Here is a 25,142-nt window from a genome sequence, read left to right as displayed (position 1 = left end):
AAAGAGAATTAAATGTACTATGAGTAGTCAAAGTGATTTTAATAAAGATTTAAAGTCTGGTTTTTTTTTCGGATTTATTGAGCGCTACTCTAATTTAATTGTTCAGTTTTTGGTGATGATGTTTTTGGCCCGCTTTATTTCTCCGGCCGCTTTTGGTGTAATAGCAACTGTAATGGTTGTTATTTTCTTTTTTAATCTTATAGGTGAAATGGGTTTTGGCCCGGCTATTATTTATCATAAAGAGCTGAGCTTACAAGAAATACGAGGTATATTTTTAATATGTGTGATTATTGGCGCTGTTTTATACGCTATTTTAGCATTTTCGGCTAACCAAGTAGCAGATTTCTTTAACAATGAGATATATATAAACATAATGCCATTGTTAGGGATAATGGTATTTTTTTCTTGTGCATCTATCGTACCTGAGACTCTTTTAAGACGAGATAAAAAGTTCAGGCTAATTGCTATTGTTACATTTTCAGTAGCTGTTATATCAGGTGTGCTAGCTTGTATCCTTGCTTATATTGGATATGGTGTTTATTCACTAGTTTGGAAAGCTATATTATTTAGCGGCGTTAGATTTTTTATAGTGTTTGCTTTTTTTGGCAGGAAATTTTTGCTTGGATCTGTGTCGTTTCATGGCGTAAAGAAGGTGTTTGGTTTCTCTTCTTACCAATTCTTATTTAATTGTATGTATTATTTTTCTAGAAACTCAGATAAATTTCTCATATCAAAATTCATGGGAGAAACTGCGGTAGGTTTCTACGATATGGCATATCGTTTAATGCTTTTGCCGGTGCAAAATTTATCTGGTGTTGCCTCCGGAGCATTACAGCCGGTGTATAGTAATAATAAGCTTGAAGATATTGTTGTAAGTTACAATACGGTCTTGAAATACCTCTTGTTCGCTGGAATCTTTATTTTCTTGACGATAATATTTTTTTCCGAAGATATAATTTATATTATTTATGGGCCTGGATGGGAATTGTCTGCAGAGATTTTGAGGCTGTTGTCAGGGTTTATTATTTTTCAAATAATACTATCGACGACGGGTGCAGTTTGGCAGGCAATGGGAATGGCTAGATCATTATTTTATTGCGGGCTTTTTGCTTCAATAGTTAATGTGAGTGCTATTAGTGTGGGTGTTTATTTGCATGACTTGAATTGGATCGCTTTTCTTCTTTCATCAAGTAGTATTTTAAGCTTTATTCAATGTTTCTGGCTGTTTAATAAAAAAAGCAGTGCCTTTCATCCGATGGTGGTGTTTAAAGGATTTATTGGTATTATAGTTCTTTTTATTATAGTTTTGTTGGTTATGTTTTTGTTTAAAAACTTGTTTATAGATATGGTTTTTTCACAATTTTCTGACGGTTATGTAAAACATATATCGACTCTGTTTTTAGGTGTGGGGGTACAACTCTTAGCTACTTTATTACTAGGCATTCTTATTAAGAATGAACTTGTTACTACCTTCTCAAATAAGATTTTTTCTAAATTGAAAGCTAAGCTTTAAGGAAAGAAATGAACATCACCGTATTCGGCACAGGGTATGTAGGCCTGGTTACCGGTACCTGTCTGGCCGACGTCGGCCACGATGTCATCTGCATGGACGTGGACGCCGACAAGATCGCTCGCCTGGAAGCTGGCGAGATCCCTATCTTCGAGCCCGGCCTTGAAGGCATGGTGAAGCGCAACGTTGAGGCCGGTCGGCTACGTTTCACGACCGATGCACAGACAGCGGTCGAGTTCGGGACACTGCAGTTCATTGCGGTGGGGACGCCGCCCGATGAGGATGGCAGCGCCGACCTTCAGTATGTCCTGGCGGTGGCCCGCACCATTGGCCAGTACATGTCCGATTACCGCGTGATCATCGACAAGTCTACCGTGCCGGTAGGCACCGCCGACCGTGTCAGTCAGGCCGTGGCCGCCACGCTCAAGGATCGCGGTGTCGATGTGCCTTTTGATGTCTGCTCCAATCCTGAATTCCTCAAGGAAGGCGCGGCGCTGGAAGATTTTACGCGCGGCGCGCGTATTGTCGTCGGCACCGAGGCGGAGCGGGTCAAGGAACTGATGCGTGAATGCTACGGTCCTTATAATCGCAACCATGACAAATTGATGTTCATGGACGTGCGGGCCGCAGAGCTGACCAAGTACGCCGCCAATGCCATGCTGGCCACCAAGATCAGCTTCATGAATGAAATTTCCAATCTGGCCGAGCGGTTGGGCGCGGATATTGAAGCCGTACGCCGCGGTATTGGCTCCGATCCGCGGATTGGCTATCAGTTTATCTATCCCGGCTGCGGATACGGGGGCTCCTGTTTCCCCAAGGACGTTCAGGCGCTGGCCCGGACCGCCTCCCAGATTGGCTATGAAGCTGAACTGCTCAATGCGGTCGAAAGCGTTAACCTGCGCCAGAAGACGACCCTGTTCGATAAGCTCAACCGCGCCTTCGATGGCGATCTTAACGGCAAGACCATCGCCCTGTGGGGCCTGGCCTTCAAGCCCAACACCGATGACATGCGTGAGGCGCCGAGCCGGACGCTGATGGAAGCGCTCTGGGCGGCCGGGGCCAAGGTGCAGGCCTACGACCCGGAAGCGATGAAGGAATGCCGCCGTATCTATGGTGAACGCGATGATCTGATTCTTGTGGCCGATCGCGTTCAGGCCGTGAAGGGTGCCGATGCCCTGGTGATCGCGACGGAGTGGAAGGAGTTCCGCACGCTGGATTTCACCTGGCTCAAGGCGCAGCTCGCCACCCCGGTAGTAGTGGATGGACGTAACCTGTACGATCCGGCGGCGGCGAAAGACGCCGGCATGCTGTATTACGCGATCGGGCGGGGCGAGTCGCTGATGAAAGTTGAGAAGAGTCACGGATAAGTGAGCGCATCAACACAACGGCAGCCCCTGGCTGCCGTTGCCATCCGTCAGGTCGAGAAAAGTACCGGGGCGAGTCGTAATGCCTTTGAACAGGCAGCAGCTCTCCAGGCGCTTGGCTATCGTGTGGTTATTCTGGCTGAGCGTGGCCGGCCGGCCTTGGCTGAGCGCTATGGTGCTCAACTGGTACGCTTACCGCGCTGGCCTTTTAAAGGCGCATTTCGTCGTTTCTGGTTCAATCGTCGTGTTCATGCCTGGTGTCGCCGTCATCAGCCGGATCTTCTCGTCAGTCATGGTGATGTTGAGAGTAATGATGTGGTGTATATGCATAACTGTGTGCATTTGGCGAGTCAGCGTATCCATGGTCAAGCGTTGCCTAAACATCATGAAGTCGCCGCTATTCATGACTATGTATTGAAAAGAGGGCATTTCAAGCGAGTAGCGGTTAATTCACAAATGATGGCTGATGATTTCAAGGCGCGCTATGGTATTCCTCAAGAACGAATAGAAGTCAGCTATCCAGGTTACGATCCTGAGCAATTTAATCCGAGCAGAGCGAGAATTGATCGGGCCACCATGCGTGGTTCGCTTGGTGTTGGTGAAGGCCAACACTTGGTAGGTTTGGTTACCTCCGGCAATTTCAAGAAACGCAATGTGGCTGCATTTATCGAGACAGCCGCCTTGATCGAACAAAAGCTACCCGGAAGCTGTCGGTTCCTAGTGGTTGGGAAGGACGATGCTGCGCCTTATCAGCAGCGCGCTAAAGAGTTGGGATTAGAGAAGAGTTTCATTTGGCGATCGACAGTTGCTGATGTCGAACGGCTGTATGGTGCGTTGGATATTTTTGCATTACCAGCTCATATTGAGGAGTTTGGGCGCGTTGCATTAGAGGCTATGGCCTGTGCAACACCTGTCGTCTTGTCAGCCTGGGTGGGGGCATCGGAGTTGATTCGCGATGAGTTTGCCGAGCTAATAGTGGCAGATGAATCTCCTGAAGAGTGGGCTTCACGTATTGAGGCACTATTACGTTCTGAAAATCGCGATATCCTAGGCGCGCGCCTTGCTGACGTGGCAACAAGCTACTCACACCTCAAACAGTATGAAAAGTTAAAAAAATCTTTCAGGCAATTAGCTAACCTTTAAAAGTCTGGAATGAATTTGTTCTGATAGCTTCACTAAATAGTATCAGAATGAGTCGTCAAAAGTTTTTATCAATATTTCCCATTATATATTTTACGTGTTTGTTTCAGCGATGTGAGATTTACCTAAGGAGATATGTATGACAATGCCTTGGGCTTGGGCACTGTTGGTTAGCGGTTTTATAATTGTGGTTATTCTTGGTCTTTATGTACGTTATTTAATAGCTGAAATTAAGCGTAGAGAAGCATTCCGACGCAATGAGGTTCGTCGGGCACACGATAATTGTGCAGAGAATCTTGATGTTATTGCGAGAGCCATGCTGGCTGATCAAGTGGATTTGGTTGAGGGTTGTCTGCGGTGCCGTGTGATGCTCGATATTATGGACCCTACTTTGTTAAGACGTGATGAGCTGCAAATTTTTCAACATGTTTCTAACCAAGCCGCTCATCTTCATACTCATCAGGCAAGAAATGAACTAACACCAAGAGAACGTATGCAGGAAGACCGTGAACGGATGCAGTTAATGGCTCTCAATCGCGAAAAGATACGGGATGGGGCTCGGAATGTGATGCAACTAATAAGAACTAATCGTACGCCTGAGCGTTAGCTATTTTGGATTTCAGTGTAACAAAATAAGATAACTCGATTGAGTGATGGAATTAGTGTAATTATTTAAGTAATCGATCCTTTTCATAATGAAGCAAACCATAAATCTGTGTGCTAGTTTCACAATTAGTTGCATATAAAATGGTGTGGTATGATCATAAGGCAGCTATGATTTTTTCGATGCTTTCGATAAAACGGCGAATGTCTTTAGAGAGGCTGCATTCTATCATTTGGTTTTAGCGCACAAGGTTGCGTTAACTATTTGAGTCGGAAACAGTGTTCGAGTATTGTATATTTGCCCGTTGGGTATGGAAAAAGAAAGTACATCGTCAATGGCACGGAAATGCCTTGATGAGATATGGTGTTTGATTGGTCAGGACAGTATAGATGTGCTTTAGTTCCAGAAGAACTGAAGGAAATCTTTCGCTTGGTCTATTACGCGCCTATACTCGGAGCCGCTTAGTAACTATCGTTACCTTGGCGCTGTATAAAGAAGGAGTCTTGCATGAATAAATCTGCGTCTGGCTTATTGCTGGGATCTGCTTTAGTACTGGGTCTGTCTGGTTGTGCCAGCTCAGGTACCCAATCTTCATCTTCATCCGATCAACCTTGGTATTCGTCCCCATTCGTTTGCGGGCTTGCTGGTGGTCTGATCGGTGGCGGCATCGGTTACGGTGTCAGCGGTGATGATGATGAAGAAACCGGTGGTGCAATCGGCGGTGTCGCTGGTGCTACTGCTGGCGCGCTGTTGTGCTCTGGTGGGGAATCTGCTGCTTCTGATTCCGATAATGATGGAGTTCCGGATGATCGCGATCAGTGCCCGGGTACGCCTGCAGGTGTAGCGGTTGATGCCAGTGGTTGCCCGCTTGATACGGATGGTGACGGCGTAGCTGACTATCTTGACCAGTGTCCGGGAACTCCGGCTGGTGTCGAGGTTGACTCCAAGGGTTGCCCGCTTGATTCCGATGCAGATGGCGTGCCGGACTTCAAGGACCAGTGCCCGAATACCCCGGCCGGTACTAAGGTCAACGCGCTCGGTTGCCCAGCAAACCTCGTTCTGCGTGACGTTAACTTCAAGTTTGATTCTGCTGAGTTAACTGGAAATGCAGAACAGATTCTTAATGGCGTAGCTGATAAGTTGGCTGCCAACGAGAATGTTAGGGTTCGCCTGGAAGGCCATACTGACTCTGTAGGTAGCGAGCAGTACAACCAGCAGTTGTCTCAGCGTCGTGCAGATGCCGTGAAGAACTACTTGGCCTCTCATGGTGTCGATGCAAGTCGCATCGAAACTAAAGGCTTCGGCGAAAGCCGTCCGGTAGCATCTAACGATACTGCTGAAGGCCGTGCTCAGAACCGTCGTACTGAAGTTGTACCGCTTGGCGACGCTGGTCAGGTTATGGACCGTCGTACCAACGTTCAATAAACGTAGGTTCGCTGTAGAAGAGGCCTCTTCAAGAGGCCTCTTTTTTATTACTAATATTCTTTTTTTATTCTTGTTCTAGGCAAGACTGGACGACTGTCATAACCGCTGATAGTTTACTTGACCCTATGCAAGCGAGCCTCATGAAGGCAGCTGTTCAAGTAGGAACAGTTATTCATGTTTATATCTGGTTTCTTCGTCATTATATTCATCAAGTGACCCTTGGTAGGTGGTCACCACTGAATGAAAGGAAATACCATGCCCGTCATTACCCTGCCTGATGGCAGTCAACGTCAGTTTGATTCTCCCGTTACTATCATGCAGGTAGCCGAGTCTATCGGGCCAGGCCTTGCTAAAGCGGCCTTGGCCGGTAGGATTGATGGTGAGCTTGTGGATGCCAGCGACGTCATTGATCATGATGCGAATGTCGCTATAGTTACCATCAAGGACGAAGATGGGCTTGAAATTGTACGTCACTCCTGCGCTCACTTAGTCGGTCACGCCGTTAAGCAACTATATCCTGACGCCAAAATGGCAATTGGGCCGGTAATTGACGACGGGTTTTATTACGATATCGACTTTGGCCGACCTGTAACGCCTGAAGATCTTGAGAAGATTGAGGCGCGTATGGGTAAACTGATCGATGAAAATTATGATGTCGTTCGTGAGTATGTCGATCGCGACAAGGCGATGGATACGTTCGAAGAGCGTAGTGAACCTTACAAGCAGGACATCGTTTCTCGCATTCCTGAAGGCGAGACCATACGTCTCTATCATCATAAAGAATATGTCGATATGTGTCGTGGGCCGCATGTGCCCAATACGCGTCATTTGAAAGCTTTTAAATTGCTGAAGCTTGCAGGGGCTTATTGGCGAGGTAATGCTGAAAACCCCATGCTGACGCGGATCTATGGTACGGCTTGGCCTGACAAGAAACAGCTAAAAGCGTACCTGCAGCGTTTGGAGGAGGCTGAAAAGCGCGACCATCGCAAGCTGGCGCGCAAGTTGGATTTCTTCCATATGCAGGAAGAGGCGCCGGGCATGGTGTTCTGGCACCCGCGTGGCTGGACGCTCTGGCAGATTGTTGAGCAGTACATGCGCAAGGTCTATAAGGACAGCGGCTATCAGGAAATTCGCTGCCCGCAGATCATGGACGTGTCCCTCTGGAAGAAGTCCGGACACTGGGATAATTACGCCGAGAACATGTTCTTCACGGAATCGGAAAAGCGTGAATACGCACTCAAGCCGATGAACTGTCCTGGACATGTTCAGGTCTTCAATTCCGGTTTGCGCAGCTACCGTGAATTGCCCGTGCGCTACGGGGAATTTGGCGGTTGTCATCGTAATGAGCCGTCAGGCTCATTGCATGGTATAATGCGTGTCCGTGCCTTCACTCAGGACGATGGGCATGTGTTCTGCACCGAAGAGCAGATCGAGTCGGAGGTTAAGGCATTTCATCGCAAGGCACTCGATGTTTATAGCGATTTTGGCTTTGAGGATATTGCCGTCAAGATTGCGCTACGCCCTGAAAAGCGTTTGGGTAGTGATGAGACTTGGGATCTGGCTGAAGCTGCGCTACGTAACGCACTTGGCCATTGCCATGTAGATTGGAAGGAGCTGCCAGGAGAAGGCGCCTTCTATGGACCTAAGATTGAATATCACATGCGAGATTGCCTAGGTCGTGAATGGCAGGTCGGTACGATGCAGGTGGACTTCATGATGCCAACGCGGCTAGGGGCGCAGTATGTGGCCGAAGACGGTACACGTCGCGCACCGGTCATGCTCCATCGTGCTATTGTAGGCTCAATGGAGAGGTTTATTGGCATTCTCATCGAGCATTACGCGGGTGCCTTGCCATTTTGGCTATCGCCTGTGCAGGCTGTGCTGCTCAATATTACCGATGCTCAGCGCGATTATGTGCAAGCGCTTGAGCAGCGCCTGCAGAAATCCGGGGTTCGTGTCAATGCGGACTTGAGGAATGAGAAGATTGGTTTTAAAATTCGTGAACATACATTGCAAAAAATTCCTTACCTGCTAGTAGTTGGCGATAAGGAAGTTGAAACTGATAGTGTCGCAGTCAGAACACGAACAGGTGAAGATATCGGCACCTTGTCGGTACAGGCGTTGATAGAACGTCTGAATGCCGAGCGTGGTTAGCGACAGTTCATAAACTAATATGGAGATGTAACGATCAAGCGGAATAATCAACGCGGGCGCCCGCAAGACAAACGCGCACCCATCAATGACCGTATTCGTGCAGATGAAGTCCGGCTTATCGACAGCGAGGGTGAACAGTTGGGCGTAGTGCCCATGGAGGAAGCGCTCGCGAAAGCCGAAGAGGCTGGTCTTGATCTTGTGCAGATCTCCAATGCCGATCCGATCGTTTGTAAGATCATGGATTATGGCAAATTTAGCTTTGAGCAGAAGAAACAGAAGTCTGCCCAAAAGAAGAAGCAGAAACAGATCCAGATCAAGGAAGTTAAGTTCCGACCTGGTACTGATGAAGGCGATTATCAGATTAAGCTTCGTAATCTGACTCGTTTTCTGGAAGAAGGGGATAAAGGCAAGGTTACTCTGCGCTTTCGTGGTCGTGAGATGGCTCACCAAGACATTGGCCGTAAGCTAATGGACCGGATCGAGAACGATCTAGGTGATTTGGTAGTAGTTGAATCACGCCCGAGACTTGAAGGTCGTCAGATGGTCATGATGCTTGCCCCTAAGAAGAAGTGATCCAAAGGCAAGTAAACGAACGCTAGTTGCAGCTGTCTGGACTAGCGTTGGCCTTGGGTTTTCTTAAAAATATCGAGCGGAGTCTTTCTCATGCCGAAAATCAAAAGTAACCGTGGCGCAGCCAAGCGCTTCAAGAAAACTGCGAATGGTTTCAAGCATAAGCAGTCTTTTCGTAGCCATATCCTGACTAAGAAATCGACCAAGCGTAAGCGTCAGTTGCGCGGTATGAAGCAGGTGCATGAAGCTGATCGTCAGCTGATTGCCCGCATGCTGCCCAATCTTTAAACGCTGGTTCATTTTTTAATATTGTCAGGAGAGCGCTATGCCTCGCGTTAAACGTGGTGTCGTCGCACGCCGTCGTCACAACAAAGTACTCAAGCTCGCCAAGGGCTATTATGGTGCCCGTTCGCGCACTTTCCGTGTTGCTAAACAGGCCGTTATCAAAGCTGGTCAGTATGCGTATCGCGACCGTCGTCAGCGTAAGCGTCAGTTCCGTGCGCTGTGGATTACACGTATTAATGCTGCTGCTCGCCTGCATGGCTTGTCGTACAGCAAATTCGTGGCTGGCTTGAAGAAAGCAGGTATCGAGATCGACCGTAAAGTATTAGCTGATCTGGCTGTTCATGAAAAAGCTGCTTTTGGCGCTATTGTTGAAAAAGCCAAGGCCGCTTAATCAGTTCGTTATCTCGTTAATACGATGTTAACGTTCGAAAGACGTAGGGGAAGGGCGGCAGCTCTTCCCCTATTTTTATAATTAGGTTTATTTATTTCTTGTCAGGTGAAGATACATGACCTTCTTTTCCTGACAGCCATTGGAGCTCAACGGATGGAACATCTTTCCTCATTGGTCTCCGAGGCCCGTGCCGTTATCGAGGCTGCCAACGATATGCAGTCTCTCGATGATGTTCGAGTGCGCTATCTAGGCAAAAAGGGCGAGATTACCGCCCTGCTCAAGGGGCTCGGCAAACTGCCTGCAGAGGAACGCCCCGCTGCGGGCGAAGCTATAAATCAGGCCAAGCAACAATTAACCGCTGAGCTCGAGACGCGCCGTTCAAAGCTTGAAGACGAAGCTTTGAACGCACGCTTGGCTGCTGAACGTATTGACGTCACGCTTCCTGGCCGAGGAGAAATGCCGGGCGGTTTGCATCCAGTTACAAATACCCTGTCGCGCATCGAGAACTTCTTTACCCATATTGGTTATGACGTCGCTGAAGGGCCAGAAGTTGAAGATGATTACCACAATTTCGAGGCATTGAATATTCCAGCGCACCATCCAGCACGCGCGATGCACGATACGTTTTATTTTGACGCGCGACATTTGTTGCGTACCCATACGTCTCCTGTACAAATACGTACCATGGAAAAGGGTAATCCTCCTATACGCATCGTTTGCCCGGGACGTGTATACCGCTGTGATTCCGACCTGACACATAGCCCTATGTTCCATCAGGTTGAAGGCCTCTTTGTTGATGAGAATGTCAGTTTTGCTGACTTGAAAGGCACGATTGAAGAATTTCTCAAAGCGTTTTTTGAACGTGACGAACTGGATGTACGTTTCAGGCCTTCTTATTTTCCGTTTACAGAGCCTTCAGCTGAAGTTGATATCCAGTGTGTGATGTGTAGCGGTGAGGGCTGCCGTGTCTGCTCACATACAGGTTGGTTGGAGGTGATGGGCTGCGGCATGGTGCATCCGGAAGTGTTTCGCTATGTAGGCATCGATCCAGAGCGTTATTCCGGATTTGCATTCGGCATGGGAGGCGAGCGGCTGGCAATGCTACGTTATGGTGTCAATGACCTGCGCCTGTTCTTTGATAACGATCTGCGCTTCTTGCGTCAGTTTCAGTAATTCGACATCCAGCGAGGCGAGATGAAAGTTTCCGAACAATGGCTGCGTCAATGGGTGTCGCTCGATATGGACGCTCAAGGTATTGCCGATCAGATTACCATGGCGGGCCTCGAGGTGGATGCTGTCGAGGCTGTAGCTGAAACGTTCAGCGGCGTCGTGGTTGCTCATGTCAAGAGCGTTTCCCGGCATCCAGATGCTGACAAGTTGAATGTCTGTCAGGTAGATGACGGCTCGGGTGAAAGTGTTCAGGTGGTTTGTGGCGCACCTAATGTGGCTGAAGGGCAAAAAATTGCATTTGCACGTGTAGGCGCCGTACTGCCCGGTGATTTCAAGATTAAGAAAGCCAAACTGCGCGGTGTAGAGTCGCGGGGTATGGTGTGTTCGTCTTCTGAGTTGGGGCTTGAGGAAGAGCGTTCAGAAGGCATTCTAGTCCTGGCAGATGATGCCCCTGTAGGAGAAGATTTTCGTCACTGGTTATCACTTGATGACCATACAATAGATGTTGATCTTACCCCTAATCGTGGCGACTGTCTGAGCGTGCAGGGCCTGGCACGTGAGCTAGGTGTATTGAACCGCTTGCCTGTTGAGGCTCTTCACATAGATGATGTTGCAGAGCTAAATACAGATACTTTCCCTGTCAGCATCAACGCGCCTGAAGCATGTCCGCGGTATGTGGCGCGTGTAGTCAGAGACGTTGATGTTACAGCAGCAACACCCATGTGGATGAGCGAAAGACTGCGTCGCAGCGGTATCCGCTCGATCGACGTGGTTGTCGATATTACCAATTATGTGATGCTTGAACTCGGTCAGCCAATGCATGCCTTCGATCTGGAGACGCTGCAGGGCAGTATCGAGGTTCGTATGGCGCGAGAAGGGGAGCAGTTAACGCTGCTTAATGATCAGAGCATCGCGCTGCGTGACGATACGCTAGTGATTGCCGATGATCGTGGTCCGTTGGCTATCGCAGGGGTGATGGGGGGAGAGCACTCTGGTGTTAATGCCAGTACCCGCCATATTCTGTTTGAGTCTGCATTTTTCGCTCCTTTGGCTATAGCGGGTAAAGCGCGCTCCTATGGATTGCATACCGATTCCTCTCATCGTTTCGAGCGAGGGGTTGATTCCGAACTTCAGCGCAAGGCAATTGAGCGGGCCACTCAATTGTTGCTCCCGATTGCAGGGGGAGCGCCGGGCCCTCTAGTTGAGGTGGCTAGTCCCGACCATCTGCCGAGCCAGCGTCATGTGACACTGCGTGCAGGTCAGGTTGCGCGGGTGTTGGGCGTTGCGCTAAAGGGCGAGGAAATCACTGATATCCTGACTCGCTTGGGTATGGAAATCGCGGCGCAAGGCAACGATGTCTGGGATATCATTGTACCGAGCTGGCGTTTCGATATTTCACTTGAGGCAGATCTGATTGAAGAGTTGGCACGTGTCTACGGATATAACCGTTTACCGGTAAGGTATCCAAGTGCCCGTCTAGCGCCCCGTGCCATTCAAGAGAGTCAGCATCCGCTGGCACATCTGCGTCGCCAGTTGGTTGCCCGTGGTTATCAAGAGGCGATCACTTATAGTTTTGTGTCGCCCGAGTTGCAGATGGCCTTAACGCCGCAAGCTGTTTCTCCAACGCTGGCTAACCCGATCTCCAGTGACATGTCGGTAATGCGAAGCAGTTTATGGCCGGGCTTGGTCAAGACGCTGATGCATAACCTGAATCGGCAGCAAAATCGGGTCAGGATATTTGAAACGGGGCAGGTGTTTCAGGGTGAGCTTCCTGAGCTTTCTCAGCGTGCAAAGATTGGCGGTCTACTCTGCGGTGAGCGAGACGCAGAAGGATGGTCGGGGCGTCGGGAAAAAGTGGATTTCTTCGATCTCAAAGGGGATGTGGAAGGCCTGCTTGCCCTGGGTGGGGAATTAGATGCATGGCGATTTGAGCCTGCTGAACATCCTGCGCTGCATCCTGGTCAGTCAGCACAAATCCTCTATGGTTCTACACCAGTGGGTTGTATCGGTGCGCTACATCCCGCAGTGCGTGCCAAGTTGGGCATAAAACCCGATGTGTTCGTATTTGAGATCGATCTCGAAACAGCGCGTCAGGGGCGCTTGCCTGCCTTTAGTTCACTGTCGCGTTACCCGGAAGTACGGCGTGATTTAGCTTTGGCCGTCAGGCAGGATTTATCTGTTCAGACATTGATGGATACGATCCGAGCTCAGGCAGGGGAATGGCTAACCGATCTTCGTCTATTTGATGTTTATCAAGGGAAAGGCGTTGAGGAAGGGCACAAGAGCTTTGCTTTGGGCTTGACCTGGCAGCATCCTTCACGCACGCTGAATGACGAGGAAATCAACCAACTGATTGATAATATTGTGGATGGCGTAAAGACACGGTATAACGCCACATTAAGAGGGTGAGGCTGACGCCTTAACGAGGAAATGACTATGAGCGCGTTGACCAAGGCGGAACTTGCAGAGCATTTGCATACCGAGCTGGGCTTTTCCAAGCGCGATGCCAAGAATATGGTGGAAATTTTCTTCGACGAAATCAGAGGATGTCTGCGCGAAAACGAGCAGGTTAAATTGTCGGGGTTCGGTAATTTTGATTTGCGCGATAAGAGCGAACGTCCCGGGAGAAATCCCAAGACTGGAGAAGAAATCCCTATTTCAGCGCGACGTGTGGTTACTTTTCGGCCGGGACAAAAACTCAAAAGCTGTGTTGAGGATTATGCTGCCGAATACTTCGAAAGCATGCGCCTTGAAAACGAACGCTCTGGTTAATGGATCATTTCCTACCTGACAAAACGCCCATCCTATGATGGGCGTTTTCATTTGCGCTTTCGATTGCTGCTTGGCGGTTATGGTAGCATTTTGGCAAATCCACATGATGGCGTGATAACGATGCCCAATCTGAAAATATTTGTTGCAACGGTCTATGGCGGTGCGCTTGATGTAGCAGAACAAATAAGTCCTCTCTTTGAGCAGGCGGGATTTGACGTTGAAATTTTTGAGCAGCCCACGCTTGATGATTTGACTGTTGAACGCCCCGATGTAGCGCTCTTTTGTATTTCAACGACAGGAAGCGGCGATTATCCGGGTAATTTCATGGAATTTGCCAATGCCTTGCACGAAAAGGGGGCTGATCTTAATGGTCTGCGTTACGGCCTGATCGCCATGGGCGATAGCTCTTATGATACTTTCTGTGGCGCTGGGCGGAAATTTGATGCGTTGTTGCAGGAGTATGGCGCAACGCGTGTTGGAGAGCGTTTTGAAATTGATGCTATGGAAGATTACATGGCTGATGAAGCAGCGTTGCCCTGGGCGGAAACATGGATTCCTGAGCTTAAGCGGTGACTATGATGCGTGAAGCGGGAAATATCGGCGTGCTCAAGGCTTCTCCCGAGCGCATTTCTACATTGATTGGGTTATTGGGCGCCATGCTGGCAGCGCTGCCGGGTTATCTACTGCTTGGCGATCATGAACGTCTGATATTGATGGGCGTTGCTTTCGTTAGTATTACGGTAATTACCGTAATGACCGTCAGGAAGCTTCCCTCTGACGCTTGGTCTTATGTTGTGCGCTTTTGCCTGTTGCTCTTGTGTATGTGGGTTGTGGGCTGCGTGCTAGTGGGAGGATGGCGATTTTTAATGGAGACATCCGACTCAGCTGGTCGTTTGCCGCTATGGGTACAAGTACTCCCGTCGGGAATGACGTTAGGGGTAATCATGCATGTAGTGCTGTGTTGGTGGCTAAGTGATAGACAAGAAAAGCGTAGTCATTGATCGATAGCTATAAAAAGTGCTGTAGCAGGAAAGGCGGGCTGACTACCCGCCTTTTTCGTGCCTATCAGATACTCACACCGAGCATAATAACTATAGAGTGTAACAGGGGATGTATTCGCTGCCAGGCAGCTTCATGCGGCTTTGCGCCACGAAGGATTTAAGCAAGTCATCGAGGCGTGTCATGAGCTCAGGCTCAGCATTAAGCTTGAAGGGACCATACTTCTCGATGGCTTGAACACCATGATCTTTGACATTACCCGCAACGATGCCGGAGAAGGCGCGGCGCAAGTTGGCGGCGAGTTCATGCACGACTTGGTCACGATGCAGGGCAAGTCCTGCCATGGCTTCATGAGTAGGCATGAATGGTTGCTGAAAGCCGGGCTGGATGGTTAAACGCCAGTTGTAATAGAAAGCGTCCTGATTCTCGCGGCGGAACTGAGTGACTTCTTCGATACCGCGGCGCATGGCGCGAGCCACTTCAACCGGGTTATCGATAATGATCTGATAACGCTTGCGTGCATCATCGCCTAGCGTAAATGCAATGAACTCATCGATACGGCGGAAGTAATCAGCGCTCGACTGCGGTCCGGTGAAAATGACCGGGAAGGGCATGTCAGCATTATTGGGATGCAGCAGGATGCCAAGCAGGTACAGAATCTCTTCTGCAGTGCCTACGCCGCCCGGGAAAACAATGATGCCATGGCCGACACGTACGAACGCCTCAAGGCGCTTTTCGATGTCAGGCATGATAATCAGTTCGTTAACAATTGGGTTGGGCGATTCGGCAGCGATAATGCCTGGCTCCGAGATGCCCACGTAACGGCTTTTGCCTCGGCGCTGCTTGGCATGCGCTACATTGGCGCCTTTCATCGGACCCTTCATCGCGCCAGGACCGCAGCCAGTACAGATATCGAGATCGCGTAGGCCGAGATGATAGCCGACTGACTTGCTGTAATCGTACTCCTCACGCGAGATCGAATGCCCACCCCAGCACACCACCATGCTGGGTTCGTTCGATGGTTTTAGAGTACCGGCATTGCGCAGAATATGGAAGACGGCGTTAGTGATGCCTTCGCTGCTGTCGAGGTCGAACTTGTTGGGCTGCTGAATTTCATTAGCGACATAGACGATGTCACGTAATACTGATGAAAGCTGCTCGCGAATACCGCGAATCATGCGGCCATCGACGAAAGCATGTGCCGGCGCATTATCGAGCTTCAGGCGTACGCCTCTGTCCTGCTGAAGTACTTCGATATCGAAGTCGCGATAGGTTTCCATCACGCTGCGCGTATCGTCGGTCAGCGCACCGGAATTCAGGATGGCCAGCGCACAGCGGCGCAGCACATCATGAGCGCCGCTAGAGGAAGTATCACGCAGCCGATTGACTTCCAGTTGCGACAGTACTTCGAGGCTGCCTTCGGGTGATATGACAGTTGAAATCTTATCGGTCATTACGCTTGTGTCCTGCCTGCTGTGTCAGCGCGTAGGGTGGCGCTATGCCAGAGTTCCTCGATGCGCTGACGGTCGTTATCGTTCATGCTGTCCTGGCCAAAGGCGATTTCTAGCCACTGCCAGTAAGTGTGGTCAAAATCATCCGAGCTGACATCCTGAGGCTCGTATTCCGCCATTTCGAGTACAAGACCGATCTGTGGAATCATATAACCTAGGGCGAAGAGATCGTCCGGAGCGGCTTTGCGCTCCATTTCCAGCAGTATGTTCTGCACGGCATCGGCGCGTGCGGTAAAGGGGTCTGTCATCGTTCACAATCCATGTTGAAAGCTGTGCCATGATGCTAACACGCACGCCATAAAACCTCAGCGCTGCGCGTCGACGACGACTCTGGTACTATCCTTTAAATGAGATCATTTGAGTAAGTCATTACTCGATACGCTTCATCAATGCAGGGAAGCGTTACACATAGTGTCTCTCTTTATTTAGTCGAGCGAGTAGCTGATCGGCCCATGTTTAATGCCCAATATTTTCGTACGTTCATCACACTAGTGGAGACAGGAAGCTTCACGCATACGGCGCGCAAATTGGATATGACTCAACCTGGTGTGAGCCAACATATCCGCAAGCTCGAGCAGTACCTTGGCAAGACATTACTGCGACGCCATGGTCGACGGTTTACCCTGACTGAGGCTGGGCGTCGTGCTTATGATTATGCCATTCGTCTATTTGCTGAGCATGAATACTTTCGTCATTCACTTGACGATGATTCCCCTGATAGCGGTGAGTGTCGTATTGCTAGTCCTGCTAGTGTCGGGCTCATGTTCTATCCGTTCACACTGGGCTATCAGCAAGTTCATACCGGACTGACGGTCAGCTACAGTTTTGCTTTCAATAGTGAAATCGTGCAGGACGTGCTGGCAGGACGTTACGATTTAGGCATTGTCACTGACACGATCAGGCATTCTGATTTGCACTATGAGCTCTGGCATCATGAACCGCTATGCTTGATCGTCCCTGCTGACTTTCGTGGTACAACGCTTAATGAGTTAATGGCGCTGGGCTTTATGAATTACGCCGACGGTGTCAATAATGCCAGCCTTCTACTGCGTGAAAACTATGCAGGGGAATTTCGCTCCATGAGCCATTTTCCCCAGAAGGGATTCACCAATGAAGTAGGTCAGGTGCTCGATGCTGTCGCTCGTGGTTTGGGGTTCACTGTGGTATCTCGCGCCGTGCTTGAAACCTCGCCTTGGCAGCGTCAGGTGCGTGAGCTTCCGGTGCATACACCTGTCTATGAAACGCTGCATGTGGTAACCAAAGTGGGCACCGAACTACCTAAACGATATGAGCAATTGTTGGGTGAGTTCAGGCTGGAACGTCGTAATGTGCTCTATGGTTATGCTGAAGTGCCCACCGCTGACAATGATTGATAGCGAGGCCCTTGTGGTGTCGAGACGCTCTCAAAAAGCGCTAGCTTGTCGAAACGACACATGAGCGGTGTCTCACGCATTGGCCAGTGACGTGCTCTGCCGCTACGTGCCAGCGTAATGTGTGCCTTCAGAGAGCGTCTTTCCACTGCATGCCCCATGGCTTCGAGCCAATGTCCTAGGCGGGCATGCCAGTCCCTTAGTGTCGGGCTGCTTTCGAGTGTTAGTGCCCAGATGCGGCCTGGTCGCTGAGGATGGGGGAAGCCCTGTAGTTGGCTGCCGGCCAATGAGAGTGGAGTAAAGCCCTCTGCCTGGTTAGGGAGTTGCGCTGTCAGACCCGCAGCCTGTTCGGCGTTGCAGGCGCCCAAAAAGTGCAGCGTGATGTGCCAGTTCTCAGGCGGCGTCCAGCGGATCTCGTCGATGTGGGGCGCCACGCGTGCACGCAGGCGCACTAGCGCCTGACAAGTTTCCTGATCGGGAGCCAGGCCAATGAACAGGCGATGGACGGGTTTGGCCATATAACCATTTCCTTTCTGTGCTGCGGATGATTCGAGAATAGTGATGGGGCGCCGAGGCGCCCCATCTGTCGTGACCGCTATGGCAGTAACCTGTCCTGTGTTCAATCGCGATAGGCGTCGATGCTCGGGCAGCTGCAGATCAGGTTGCGGTCACCATAGACATTATCGACGCGATTGACGGCCGGCCACAGTTTGGATGCTTTCACCGCATCGCTCGGGAACGCCGCCTGCTCGCGCGTATAAGGACGCGTCCACTCCTCGCTGCAGATATCGGCCTGGGTATGCGGTGCAAGCACCAGCGGATTATTGTCCGGCGTCCATTCGCCATGCTCTATGTGGCGGATCTCTTCGCGAATTGCGATCATCGCGTCGCAGAAGCGATCAAGTTCGTAACGTGATTCGGACTCGGTCGGTTCGACCATCAGTGTGCCTGCGACGGGAAACGACATGGTCGGGGCATGAAAACCGTAGTCCATCAGGCGCTTGGCGATATCCTCTTCACTAATCCCGGACGTTGCCTTGATCGGACGGATATCAAGGATGCACTCGTGTGCGACCGTGCCGTTGGCACCCTTATAGAGCACGCTGTAGTGGCCTTCGAGGCGCTTGGCAATGTAATTGGCGTTGAGAATCGCCAGTTGCGTCGCTTCGCGCAAACCACGTGCGCCCATCATCTTGATGTAAGCCCATGAGATCGGCAGGATCGAAGCGCTACCGAAGGCAGCAGAGGAAACCGCTGAACTCGTCGCTTCGAGGCCCGCCTGCGGCGTGACGCAGTGGTTGGGCAGATAGGGCGCAAGGTGCGCCTTGACGCCGATTGGACCCATGCCGGGGCCGCCGCCGCCATGAGGGATGCAGAAGGTCTTGTGCAGATTGAGGTGCGAAACGTCACCGCCGTAGTCGCCCGGACGACACAGACCGACCTGAGCATTCATATTGGCGCCATCGATATACACCTGACCACCGTTAGCATGGACGATCTCACACGCCTCACGGATGTTCTCCTCGAACACGCCGTGGGTGGAAGGGTAGGTCAACATAATGGCCGACAGCTGTTCGCGATGCTGCTCAGCCTTGTCACGTAGATCCGTGATGTCGATATTGCCTTTGGTGTCACATTCGACCACCACTACACGCATCTGGGCCATCGCGGCGGAGGCGGGGTTGGTGCCGTGGGCTGAGCTCGGGATCAGACAGATGTCGCGATGGCCTTCGTCAGCAGCGTGCTGGTAACGCCGGATCGCAACCAGTCCGGCATATTCCCCCTGGGCACCGGAGTTGGGCTGCATCGAAATAGCGTCGTAGCCGGTGATCTCGATCAGGAAATGTGAGAGTTCCTCGATCATCTGGCGATAGCCCGCTACCTGTTCATCAGGCGCGAACGGGTGAATATTGGCGAATTCGGGCCAAGTAACTGGAATCATCTCACTGGTGGCGTTGAGCTTCATCGTGCACGAGCCGAGCGGGATCATCGCGTGGGTCAGCGACAGGTCCTTGTTCTCGAGACGCTTCAGATAGCGCAGCATCTCAGTCTCGCTGCGGTAGCGCCTGAAGGTGGGATGGATGAGAAACTCACTCTTGCGTTCGAGTGTGGCGGGGATGCCTTGCCGCGCTTCGGCAACAACCAGGCGATCAAGTTCGGCCACGGTCTGGCCATGTTCCACGCCGAGCAGCACGTCAAACAGTGTCGCTACATCAGCAGCGGTGGTCGTCTCGTCAAGGCTGATACTGATCGTTCCGTCGTTACCGTAGCGCAGGTTGATCTGCTCGGTCAGCGCGCGGCCGCGTACTGTGTCGAGATCGAGCCCGGCCAGGGTCAAGGTGTCGAAGAAATGCGTGTTGACCCGTGTAGCACCCTGGCGGCCTAAGCCCTCGGCGAGAATAGTCGTCAGACGATGAATGCGTGTAGCGATGCTCCTTAAGCCTTCAGCGCCATGGTAGACCGCATAGAAGCCGGCCAGATTGGCAAGCAGTGCCTGGGCGGTACAGATGTTGGAAGTCGCCTTCTCACGGCGGATGTGCTGCTCGCGGGTCTGCATTGCCATGCGAAGCGCAGGGTTGCCGCGACTATCTTTGGACACGCCAATCACGCGCCCAGGCATCATCCGCTTGAGCTCGTCAGTGACGGCGAAATAGGCAGCATGAGGGCCACCGAAGCCCATAGGGACGCCGAAGCGCTGAGCGCTGCCAAGCACAATGTCGGCGCCCATCTCGCCGGGTGATTTCAAAACGACCAGGCTCATGATGTCGGCGGCGATCGCGACCATGATATTGCGTCCGTGCGCGGTGTCGATCAGTGCGGTGTAGTCACGCACCTCGCCTTGCCTGCCGGGGTGTTGGAGCAGAGCGCCGAACACATCGTATGCCTCCAGACGCTCTGGCGCGTCGACGATCAGTTCGAAACCAAGATAATCGGCGCGGGTACGCAGCACGTCGAGGGTCTGCGGGAATACGTCATCAGCGACGAAGAACGCCATGCTCTTGGCTTTGCGATTGGCACGCTTGCACAGCGCCATCGCTTCAGCAGCGGCGGTAGCTTCATCAAGTAGCGAGGCGTTGGCCAGCGCCATGCCGGTCAGATCCATCACGACCTGCTGGAAATTGAGCAAGCCTTCGAGACGCCCCTGTGCGATTTCTGGCTGATAGGGCGTATAGGCCGTGTACCAGCCGGGATTTTCCAGGACGTTACGAACGATCACTGGCGGCATAAGGGTATTGTAATACCCCATGCCGATATAGCTCTTGAAGACTCGGTTCTGGCCTGCCAGACGCTTCAGGTAAGCCAGCGTCTCGTGTTCACCACGCGGCCCTTCGAGAGAAAGCTCGCCCTGCAGGCGGATGGAGGCCGGCAGGGTCTTGTTGATCAATGAGTCGATGGTGCTTTCGCCGAGTGTTGCAAGCATCACGGTGACGTCGTCGGTATCGGGGCCGTTGTGACGACGAATGAAAGCATCGTGACCGGTAAGTTCAGCCAGTGATCGCGTTTCGAATGACATGCTTGTTCCTGTTGAATCTGGAGGGCGGTCAGACCCAAAATTAGTTATTAAATTTGTTGTCTATACAGGCGGTTAGTCTTCTTCCGCTTCTATCAGATGGGCATATGCTTCGGCATCAAGCAACGCTTCCAGATCAGTAGCATCAGCGACACGCACCTTGATCAACCAGGCATCATCATAGGGACTCTCGTTGACGCTTTCTGGGGTTTCTTCCAGCGTCTCGTTGGTTTCAATAACCTCTCCGCTGACAGGGGCATATAAGTCGGAAGCCGCCTTCACGGACTCGATGACACCAAATTCCTCCCCAGTCTCGATGTCGCGTCCGACTTCAGGAAGTTCAACGAAAACCACATCTCCCAAGGCTTCTTGAGCGTGGTCGGTAATGCCAATGGTGACGGTGCCATCGCCGTTATCCTGTATCCACTCATGACTATCGGTGTAGCGAAGCGTTTTTGGAATGTTGCTCATTATAAATTTCCTATAAGAAACTTTGTTCAACGTTGATGCTTAAGGGCATTATGCCTTAAACCCCGTAGCTGTCCTACAGCATGCAATAAATTGACCTGACCGCCTCCCTTAGGGTGGCTGGATAATCGAAAGCCGTCTAGCGCTTCGTTAAAGGAAGAGTTTACCCTTACTAATACCGGGCTGGGGTGCAGACAGGAATTTAATGACGCTCCTGAATTCAACCAGATAATGTGACGTACATGTCGATGGGGGAGTTGGTTTATAGATAAAGCCCATAAGAATGAGCATTGGCGCCTGAACTTAAATCAAGGCATGTTTCGAACCGTGATGTTTCCAATAGGAAACTTATTTTCAGCTCAGCTGTGATAGTGGCCTCGCTTGATGTCCATCACGTTACAAGGCGTAAGGCCATAAGGGGCAGTTTTCAGGAGTTAATATAAAAACCTTGTGTATCGCTCCTTCAAGGGTAGTGATTAAAGCCTACGTTCCGCTATGGTAAGGCTGATATGAGTTTAGGGGCGGTGTGATACTGCTCAAGAAAAACAATGGGAGATGGATTTTGGAAACGCTAAATGCCTTGTTTACCGTCATCAACGGCGTGGTGTGGGGCCCTGTCATGCTTGTGTTGTTACTTGGCGTCGGGCTTTATTTGCAGTTAGGACTGAAGTTGATGCCGGTGCGCAAAATAGGCACAGGGTTCAGACTGCTTTGGCAAGGCAGAACCGGCGAGAAGGGCGATGAAGGTGAGATTTCACCTTTCAATGCCTTGATGACGTCTCTTTCTGCAACAATCGGTACCGGCAACATTGCCGGCGTGGCAACGGCGATTGCCCTGGGCGGTCCCGGCGCGGTGTTCTGGATGTGGATGACGGCGCTAGTCGGGATGGCGACCAAATATGCCGAGGCAGTATGTGCAGTGCGTTTTCGTGAAATTGACGAGAAAGGCAACTATGTCGGCGGGCCGATGTATTACATCCGCAATGGGCTAGGCAAAAGATGGGCCTGGTTAGGTGGAGTGTTTGCATTCTTTGGCGCCATAGCAGCCTTTGGCATTGGTAATACCGTTCAAGCCAACTCTGTTGCCGATGCGCTGCAATCTTCATTCTCCATTCCTGCCTGGGTAACCGGGCTTGTCATCATGGTGCTGGCCGGTGGGGTTATACTGGGCGGAATCCAGCGTATCTCACAGGTTGCAGGCAAGTTGGTGCCTTTTATGGCGATTGCCTACTTCATTGCTGGCATTGCAATTTTGATTGTTAATGCGGGCCAACTCGGTGAAGCGTTCGGCCTGATCTTCTCTCATGCATTTACGCCGATCTCAGCCACCGGTGGTTTCGCTGGCGCGGCCGTTGCAGCGGCTATCCGTTTTGGTGTGGCTCGTGGCGTCTTCTCCAACGAGGCGGGGTTGGGTAGTGCTCCGATCGCGCATGCTGCGGCCCAAACACGTAATCCTGTCCGACAGGGGCTCGTGGCGATGTTGGGCACATTCATTGACACCATCATTGTTTGTTCGATTACGGCGCTCGCTATCATTACTTCTGGACAGTGGCTGAACGGTGATACCGGCGCGCAGCTGACCTCATTGGCATTTCGTACCGCGTTGCCAGGACCGGGCGACTATATCGTTGCGCTTGCCTTAGCCATCTTTGCCTTTACTACTATTCTGGGTTGGTCCTATTACGGTGAGCGCTGCTTCCAATATCTGTTCGGTACGCGTGGAAATATGCTGTATCGCATCCTGTTCGTACTCGCTATTCCGCTCGGTGCGGTTGCCCATCTGGACTTTATCTGGCTGGTGGCAGATACCTTCAATGCGCTTATGGCCATTCCTAACCTGATCGCCCTGATTTTCCTATCTCCGGTGGTCTTCAAGTTGACTCGCGATTATTTTGCAGGCCGCGATGTGACAACGCATAACAGCGGTCCAAAGCATTAATGGTTTTATAAGGCAATCGGTAATCCTCCGGGTCTGCAGATGGCTCGGGTATTCTTGAACTGGCGATTCATTATCCAAGGAGAGCAGGATGTCAGACTTGTACCATACGCCCCTCCACGCACTTCATGAGGAGTGCGGCGCCAAGTTTGTTCCTTTCGCGGGCTATGCCATGCCGGTTCAGTTTCCCCTTGGGGTTAAGCGTGAGCATGAGCATACTCGGCAGCGCTGTGGCTTGTTTGATGTGTCTCACATGGGACAAATTCTTATCCGTGGTGAAAATCCAGCGCTCATGCTTGAGCAGTTGGTCACGGCGGACATAGTCGGGTTGAAGCCGGGCGCGCAGCGTTACGCACTGTTCACCAGCAACGATGGAGGTATCCATGACGATCTGATGGTGGTCAATGGTGGGGATCATCTCTATCTGGTCGTCAACGCCGCCTGTAAGGATGCCGATATCGCGCTGTTGCGCAGTGGTATTGGTACGGCAGTGGATATTGATGTACTTGATGATCGTGCGCTGCTTGCCTTGCAAGGCCCTGAAGCGCATCGGGTGATGGAGGCGTTATGCCCCGAAGCAAGTCAATTGACGTTCATGCAGCATCGCAGAGTTAATGTGGAAGATATGGAGCTATGGGTCAGCCGCTCAGGCTATACCGGTGAGGATGGCTTTGAAATCTCTGTTCCGGCGCATCAGGCTGAGCGCTTGGCGCGCTTACTGCTTGAGGACAAAGATGTAGAGCCTATCGGTTTAGGTGCGCGCGATTCTTTGCGCCTGGAAGCCGGCCTGTGTCTATACGGGCATGACATTGCAAAAGATACCACTCCTGTCGAGGCAGGACTCGGCTGGGCAATCGGCAAGGCGCGGCGTCAGGGTGAAGAGCGCGAGGGTGGCTTTCCTGGTGCCGATGTAATTCTCACTCAACTGTCCAATCAGGATCAACTTCGCCAGCGGGTGGGGTTGATCGGTGAAGGGCGGGCACCGATTCGTGAAGGGGCGCTGCTATACAGTGAGTCAGGACATGAAATTGGTGTGGTGACCTCGGGTACGTTTGGACCGAGTGTGGGGCAGCCAGTCGCCATGGGGTATGTTGATCGCGAGTATGTCTCGCTGGGTACAGTATTGCATGCTGAGGTACGCGGAAAACGCTTACCCCTCACCGTTTCCAAAATGCCTTTCATCACGCCCCACTATTATCGAGGTTGAGCGGTATTTAAAGACTTCCGTTTCTTAGGTAAATAATTTTAAACGCGACTCTGGAAGGGTTGCGTTTTTTTATATTTATACCGTTATCTTATTAAGTTGCTTCAAATAGTCCAAACTTGATGAACAAGCTCAGACATGAATGGCGCGAAAGGTAAGGTTGATACGGCTACCCTCCAACCGGCGTGGTAACAACGCATGTTGCAGCTGACGTTGAGTATCGTGGCCCATAATCAATAGGCTGCCATGCGGCAGGGCAACATTGAACGCATCGCCGCTTCTATTCTTGCGAGGGCGAAAGCGCATCGGCCGTTCTGTGCCCAGGCTTACCGAGGCGATAATGGGATTACTGCCAAGTTCAGGCTCGTCATCACTGTGCCAGCCCATCCGCTGATCTCCATTAGCATAGCGATTAATCAGTACGCTATTGAAACGTGGCAAAGGCCCAAGCAACGTTTTGAGGTGAGCTTGAATCGCGGTGCAAAGTGCCGTGACATCATGATGCCATGGCACAGGTTCGAAGCTGGTCGCAGAATAGCGATAATGAGCGTCAGCATCTCCCATCCAGACCTGGCTGCGTGGTATGAGATGCTGCTTACCGTACAGTGTCAGCGTTGGGCGCTGCCACTCCAGATCATGTTCGAGCGTGTCAAAGAGAAGGTTAGCCTCTCGGGCGGAGAGAAAATTATCCTGCCGCCAGAGGACATAATCGGGATGAACACGTAGCCAATTAGGCAGATGTTCGTCTAAAGACATCG

General features: G+C 51.2%; 23 protein-coding genes. 17 read left to right on the top strand and 6 right to left on the bottom strand.

Annotated features, from left to right (window positions below; all coding sequences use genetic code 11):
• The first annotated feature begins 19 nt into the window (after positions 1-19).
• The 14 genes from C3Z11_RS12410 (at position 20) to C3Z11_RS12345 (ending at position 14,386) form a co-directional block, all read left to right on the top strand.
• Positions 20-1,513 carry a lipopolysaccharide biosynthesis protein gene (locus C3Z11_RS12410; protein WP_106478272.1) on the top strand — a complete coding sequence of 498 codons (1,494 nt, stop codon included), beginning with the start codon at positions 20-22 and terminating at the stop codon, positions 1,511-1,513.
• An 8-nt stretch (positions 1,514-1,521) separates the two neighbouring features.
• On the top strand, positions 1,522-2,877 hold the full coding sequence (locus C3Z11_RS12405; RefSeq protein ID WP_106478271.1) for a UDP-glucose dehydrogenase family protein: 1,356 nt from the start codon (positions 1,522-1,524) through the stop codon (positions 2,875-2,877).
• Positions 2,878-4,017, top strand: a complete 1,140-nt coding sequence (locus tag C3Z11_RS12400; protein ID WP_106478270.1) for a glycosyltransferase family 4 protein — start codon at positions 2,878-2,880, stop codon at positions 4,015-4,017.
• A gap of 136 nt (positions 4,018-4,153) precedes the next feature.
• Positions 4,154-4,621 (top strand): DUF2489 domain-containing protein, encoded by a 468-nt coding sequence (locus C3Z11_RS12395; protein WP_106478269.1) that lies wholly within the window; start codon positions 4,154-4,156, stop codon positions 4,619-4,621.
• A 504-nt stretch (positions 4,622-5,125) separates the two neighbouring features.
• On the top strand, positions 5,126-6,043 hold the full coding sequence (locus tag C3Z11_RS12390) for an OmpA family protein (RefSeq protein WP_106478268.1): 918 nt from the start codon (positions 5,126-5,128) through the stop codon (positions 6,041-6,043).
• 255 nt (positions 6,044-6,298) lie between these two features.
• The gene (gene thrS / locus C3Z11_RS12385) at positions 6,299-8,197 is read left to right on the top strand and encodes a threonine--tRNA ligase (RefSeq protein ID WP_106478267.1); all 1,899 of its coding nucleotides are present in this window, start codon (positions 6,299-6,301) and stop codon (positions 8,195-8,197) included.
• Positions 8,198-8,230: 33 nt separating this feature from the next.
• On the top strand, positions 8,231-8,770 hold the full coding sequence (gene infC / locus C3Z11_RS12380) for a translation initiation factor IF-3 (RefSeq protein WP_262927405.1): 540 nt from the start codon (positions 8,231-8,233) through the stop codon (positions 8,768-8,770).
• Between the two features lie 90 nt (positions 8,771-8,860).
• Positions 8,861-9,055 carry a 50S ribosomal protein L35 gene (gene rpmI, locus C3Z11_RS12375; RefSeq protein ID WP_106478265.1) on the top strand — a complete coding sequence of 65 codons (195 nt, stop codon included), beginning with the start codon at positions 8,861-8,863 and terminating at the stop codon, positions 9,053-9,055.
• A 37-nt stretch (positions 9,056-9,092) separates the two neighbouring features.
• On the top strand, positions 9,093-9,443 hold the full coding sequence (rplT, locus tag C3Z11_RS12370; protein ID WP_106478264.1) for a 50S ribosomal protein L20: 351 nt from the start codon (positions 9,093-9,095) through the stop codon (positions 9,441-9,443).
• 153 nt (positions 9,444-9,596) lie between these two features.
• Complete coding sequence (gene pheS / locus C3Z11_RS12365; RefSeq protein ID WP_106478263.1) at positions 9,597-10,616, top strand: phenylalanine--tRNA ligase subunit alpha; 1,020 nt, start codon at positions 9,597-9,599, stop codon at positions 10,614-10,616.
• 21 nt (positions 10,617-10,637) lie between these two features.
• Positions 10,638-13,022, top strand: a complete 2,385-nt coding sequence (pheT, locus tag C3Z11_RS12360; protein WP_106478262.1) for a phenylalanine--tRNA ligase subunit beta — start codon at positions 10,638-10,640, stop codon at positions 13,020-13,022.
• Between the two features lie 27 nt (positions 13,023-13,049).
• Positions 13,050-13,385 carry an integration host factor subunit alpha gene (gene ihfA / locus C3Z11_RS12355; RefSeq protein WP_106478261.1) on the top strand — a complete coding sequence of 112 codons (336 nt, stop codon included), beginning with the start codon at positions 13,050-13,052 and terminating at the stop codon, positions 13,383-13,385.
• A gap of 120 nt (positions 13,386-13,505) precedes the next feature.
• Positions 13,506-13,958, top strand: coding sequence for a flavodoxin domain-containing protein (locus C3Z11_RS12350; protein WP_106478260.1), 453 nt, complete (start codon positions 13,506-13,508; stop codon positions 13,956-13,958).
• Complete coding sequence (locus C3Z11_RS12345; RefSeq protein ID WP_158701040.1) at positions 13,955-14,386, top strand: hypothetical protein; 432 nt, start codon at positions 13,955-13,957, stop codon at positions 14,384-14,386. The genes C3Z11_RS12350 and C3Z11_RS12345 overlap by 4 nt, the downstream gene beginning before the upstream one ends.
• A 90-nt stretch (positions 14,387-14,476) precedes the next feature.
• Here C3Z11_RS12345 and ppnN read toward each other — a convergent pair whose 3' ends face one another.
• Both ppnN and C3Z11_RS12335 read right to left on the bottom strand, forming a co-directional pair.
• Complete coding sequence (gene ppnN, locus C3Z11_RS12340; protein WP_106478258.1) at positions 14,477-15,838, bottom strand: nucleotide 5'-monophosphate nucleosidase PpnN; 1,362 nt, start codon at positions 15,836-15,838, stop codon at positions 14,477-14,479.
• Positions 15,838-16,143: a YfcL family protein gene (locus C3Z11_RS12335; protein ID WP_106478257.1), complete on the bottom strand. Its 306-nt coding sequence runs from the start codon at positions 16,141-16,143 to the stop codon at positions 15,838-15,840. Before C3Z11_RS12335 ends, ppnN begins: the two co-directional genes overlap by 1 nt.
• A 204-nt stretch (positions 16,144-16,347) precedes the next feature.
• On the opposite strand from C3Z11_RS12335, the gene C3Z11_RS12330 reads away from it, so the two are divergent.
• A complete protein-coding gene (locus C3Z11_RS12330; protein ID WP_106478256.1) occupies positions 16,348-17,268 on the top strand; it encodes a LysR family transcriptional regulator in 921 nt (306 codons plus the stop codon).
• Here C3Z11_RS12330 and thpR read toward each other — a convergent pair.
• The 3 genes from thpR to gcvH form a co-directional block, all read right to left on the bottom strand.
• The gene (thpR, locus tag C3Z11_RS12325) at positions 17,235-17,783 is read right to left on the bottom strand and encodes an RNA 2',3'-cyclic phosphodiesterase (RefSeq protein ID WP_106478255.1); all 549 of its coding nucleotides are present in this window, start codon (positions 17,781-17,783) and stop codon (positions 17,235-17,237) included. The genes C3Z11_RS12330 and thpR overlap by 34 nt on opposite strands.
• 101 nt (positions 17,784-17,884) lie before the next feature.
• Positions 17,885-20,779, bottom strand: coding sequence for an aminomethyl-transferring glycine dehydrogenase (gene gcvP, locus C3Z11_RS12320; protein WP_106478254.1), 2,895 nt, complete (start codon positions 20,777-20,779; stop codon positions 17,885-17,887).
• A 72-nt stretch (positions 20,780-20,851) separates the two neighbouring features.
• Positions 20,852-21,247: a glycine cleavage system protein GcvH gene (gene gcvH, locus C3Z11_RS12315; protein WP_106478253.1), complete on the bottom strand. Its 396-nt coding sequence runs from the start codon at positions 21,245-21,247 to the stop codon at positions 20,852-20,854.
• A gap of 559 nt (positions 21,248-21,806) precedes the next feature.
• Here gcvH and C3Z11_RS12310 point away from each other — a divergent pair.
• On the top strand, positions 21,807-23,183 hold the full coding sequence (locus C3Z11_RS12310) for an alanine/glycine:cation symporter family protein (RefSeq protein ID WP_106478252.1): 1,377 nt from the start codon (positions 21,807-21,809) through the stop codon (positions 23,181-23,183).
• Between the two features lie 88 nt (positions 23,184-23,271).
• Positions 23,272-24,387, top strand: coding sequence for a glycine cleavage system aminomethyltransferase GcvT (gene gcvT, locus C3Z11_RS12305; RefSeq protein WP_106478251.1), 1,116 nt, complete (start codon positions 23,272-23,274; stop codon positions 24,385-24,387).
• A gap of 129 nt (positions 24,388-24,516) precedes the next feature.
• Here gcvT and C3Z11_RS12300 read toward each other — a convergent pair whose 3' ends face one another.
• A complete protein-coding gene (locus C3Z11_RS12300; protein ID WP_106478250.1) occupies positions 24,517-25,140 on the bottom strand; it encodes an alpha-ketoglutarate-dependent dioxygenase AlkB family protein in 624 nt (207 codons plus the stop codon).
• Positions 25,141-25,142 lie beyond the last annotated feature (2 nt).

Origin of the sequence: Phytohalomonas tamaricis (assembly GCF_003012345.1) — a bacterium.
Taxonomy (GTDB): Bacteria; Pseudomonadota; Gammaproteobacteria; order Pseudomonadales; family Halomonadaceae; genus Phytohalomonas; species Phytohalomonas tamaricis.
Note: the sequence above shows the minus strand (reverse complement) of the source record. Positions and strands in the feature narration are given on the sequence as shown.

What these genes read in the sequence shown, in the direction of transcription:
- C3Z11_RS12350 (WP_106478260.1), top strand. Translation starts at nt 13,506, where the DNA reads ATGCCCAATCTGAAAATATTTGTTGCAACGGTCTATGGCGGTGCGCTT.
- C3Z11_RS12410 (WP_106478272.1), top strand. Translation starts at nt 20, where the DNA reads ATGAGTAGTCAAAGTGATTTTAATAAAGATTTAAAGTCTGGTTTTTTT.
- gcvT (WP_106478251.1), top strand. Translation starts at nt 23,272, where the DNA reads ATGTCAGACTTGTACCATACGCCCCTCCACGCACTTCATGAGGAGTGC.
- C3Z11_RS12395 (WP_106478269.1), top strand. Translation starts at nt 4,154, where the DNA reads ATGACAATGCCTTGGGCTTGGGCACTGTTGGTTAGCGGTTTTATAATT.
- C3Z11_RS12335 (WP_106478257.1), bottom strand. Translation starts at nt 16,143, where the DNA reads ATGACAGACCCCTTTACCGCACGCGCCGATGCCGTGCAGAACATACTG.
- rplT (WP_106478264.1), top strand. Translation starts at nt 9,093, where the DNA reads ATGCCTCGCGTTAAACGTGGTGTCGTCGCACGCCGTCGTCACAACAAA.
- C3Z11_RS12405 (WP_106478271.1), top strand. Translation starts at nt 1,522, where the DNA reads ATGAACATCACCGTATTCGGCACAGGGTATGTAGGCCTGGTTACCGGT.
- rpmI (WP_106478265.1), top strand. Translation starts at nt 8,861, where the DNA reads ATGCCGAAAATCAAAAGTAACCGTGGCGCAGCCAAGCGCTTCAAGAAA.
- C3Z11_RS12330 (WP_106478256.1), top strand. Translation starts at nt 16,348, where the DNA reads ATGTTTAATGCCCAATATTTTCGTACGTTCATCACACTAGTGGAGACA.
- pheT (WP_106478262.1), top strand. Translation starts at nt 10,638, where the DNA reads ATGAAAGTTTCCGAACAATGGCTGCGTCAATGGGTGTCGCTCGATATG.
- ihfA (WP_106478261.1), top strand. Translation starts at nt 13,050, where the DNA reads ATGAGCGCGTTGACCAAGGCGGAACTTGCAGAGCATTTGCATACCGAG.
- gcvP (WP_106478254.1), bottom strand. Translation starts at nt 20,779, where the DNA reads ATGTCATTCGAAACGCGATCACTGGCTGAACTTACCGGTCACGATGCT.
- gcvH (WP_106478253.1), bottom strand. Translation starts at nt 21,247, where the DNA reads ATGAGCAACATTCCAAAAACGCTTCGCTACACCGATAGTCATGAGTGG.
- thpR (WP_106478255.1), bottom strand. Translation starts at nt 17,783, where the DNA reads ATGGCCAAACCCGTCCATCGCCTGTTCATTGGCCTGGCTCCCGATCAG.
- C3Z11_RS12390 (WP_106478268.1), top strand. Translation starts at nt 5,126, where the DNA reads ATGAATAAATCTGCGTCTGGCTTATTGCTGGGATCTGCTTTAGTACTG.
- C3Z11_RS12300 (WP_106478250.1), bottom strand. Translation starts at nt 25,140, where the DNA reads ATGTCTTTAGACGAACATCTGCCTAATTGGCTACGTGTTCATCCCGAT.
- thrS (WP_106478267.1), top strand. Translation starts at nt 6,299, where the DNA reads ATGCCCGTCATTACCCTGCCTGATGGCAGTCAACGTCAGTTTGATTCT.
- ppnN (WP_106478258.1), bottom strand. Translation starts at nt 15,838, where the DNA reads ATGACCGATAAGATTTCAACTGTCATATCACCCGAAGGCAGCCTCGAA.
- pheS (WP_106478263.1), top strand. Translation starts at nt 9,597, where the DNA reads ATGGAACATCTTTCCTCATTGGTCTCCGAGGCCCGTGCCGTTATCGAG.